This is a genomic window from Aureimonas sp. AU40 (assembly GCF_001463785.1).
Taxonomy (GTDB): domain Bacteria; phylum Pseudomonadota; class Alphaproteobacteria; order Rhizobiales; family Rhizobiaceae; genus Aureimonas.
Map to the genome: position 1 here is coordinate 1 of NZ_BBWL01000060.1, position 1,521 is coordinate 1,521.

Below are 1,521 nucleotides of genomic sequence, written 5' to 3' on the forward strand. Positions count from 1 at the left end.
CCTATTCCGTTGAAAAACTCGGCTGTTGAACGGGCGGCTTTTCGCTGATTCACTCCTGTATGTAGACAGGAGGCTGAAGCGATGATGGGACCTCGGCAAGTCGATCAGGCGTCACTGTTCTACGAGTTCTCGCTCGATCGACATGTGCCAGCGGGCCATCTTCTTCGTTCGATCGACCGCTTCGTCGACCTGTCGGATCTACGGCGGGATCTGGCGCCCTACTACAGCACAACAGGCCGGCCCTCGATCGATCCGGAACTGCTTCTCCGCATGCTGATCGTGGGCTACTGCTTCGGCATCCGTTCCGAGCGGCGGCTCTGCGACGAGGTGCACCTGAACCTCGCCTATCGTTGGTTCTGCCGGCTCGGGCTCGATGGCGACGTGCCCGATCACTCGACGTTCTCGAAGAACCGACACGGTCGCTTTCGCGACAGCGACCTCCTGCGCCGTCTGTTCGAGACGGTGCTGGCCCGTTGCATCGAGGAAGGGCTGGTCGGCGGCGAAGGGTTTGCCGTGGACGGCAGTTTGATCAAAGCTGATGCCAGCCGTCAGAAAGGCGTTGAAGCGTCTGACTGGCCGACCGTGATGAAGCCACGCCGCGCCGTCGAGGAGTATCTAGCTGTTCTGGACGATGCTGCCTTCGGAGCCGCGACGCCGGTGGAGCCGAAGTTCATCTCGCCTGTCGATCCGGCGGCACGCTGGACCGGCGCCGATGGTGGGCTCGCCTACTTCGCTTATGAGACGAACTATCTGATCGACCTCGACAATGCGATCATCGTCGATGTCGAACCGACGACTGCGATACGCCAGGCCGAGGTCGCGGTCGCCAAGCGAATGATCGAGCGAACCCGGGAGCGGTTCGATCTCTATCCGGCTCGCCTCGCTGCCGACACGGGCTACGGCTCTGCCGGCATGCTCGGCTGGTTGGTCTACAACCAGGGGATCGAGCCGCATGTCAGCGTCTTCGACAAATCGGCACGCCGAGACGGGACGTTCGAGCGCAGCGCCTTCACCTACGACCATGCCGGCGACGTTTACTTCTGCCCTGCGGGCAAGATGCTTACCACCAAGGGCACCCTGGTCAATGACGGCGCTACGCTTCTCTACCGGGCAACCAGATTCGACTGCCAGACTTGCGATCTGAAGGAGCGCTGCACGCCCCGTGAGCCGGCCCGCAAGGTCTCCCGCTCCATCTTCGAAGGCGCCCGGGACATGGCGCGAGACATCATGAACAGCGAGGAAGGCCGCGCCTCGAAACGGCAGAGGAAGAAGGTCGAGATGCTGTTCGCGCATCTCAAGCGGATCTTGAAACTGGACCGTCTGCGATTGCGCGGACCATGCGGGGCAAGGGACGAGTTCCATCTTGCAGCCACAGCCCAGAACCTACGCAAGATGGCAAAGCTGATCCCGATGCCGGGGCCCAAGCCCGCCTAAGGCGGCACCAATCCCCCAATCGTCGGCCAAGAGGACGTCAGTGGATGCCGCATTCCACCTCATCAGCGAGTTCTTCAACGGAATAGG

The 1,521-nt window shown here is 61.9% G+C and carries 1 protein-coding gene; it reads left to right on the top strand.

Annotated features, from left to right (window positions below; all coding sequences use genetic code 11):
- Positions 1-81: 81 nt before the first annotated feature.
- On the top strand, positions 82-1,434 hold the full coding sequence (locus AUL32_RS23640; protein WP_062120862.1) for an IS1182 family transposase: 1,353 nt from the start codon (positions 82-84) through the stop codon (positions 1,432-1,434).
- The last annotated feature ends 87 nt before the right edge of the window (positions 1,435-1,521 follow it).

What these genes read in the sequence shown, in the direction of transcription:
- AUL32_RS23640 (WP_062120862.1), top strand. Translation starts at nt 82, where the DNA reads ATGATGGGACCTCGGCAAGTCGATCAGGCGTCACTGTTCTACGAGTTC.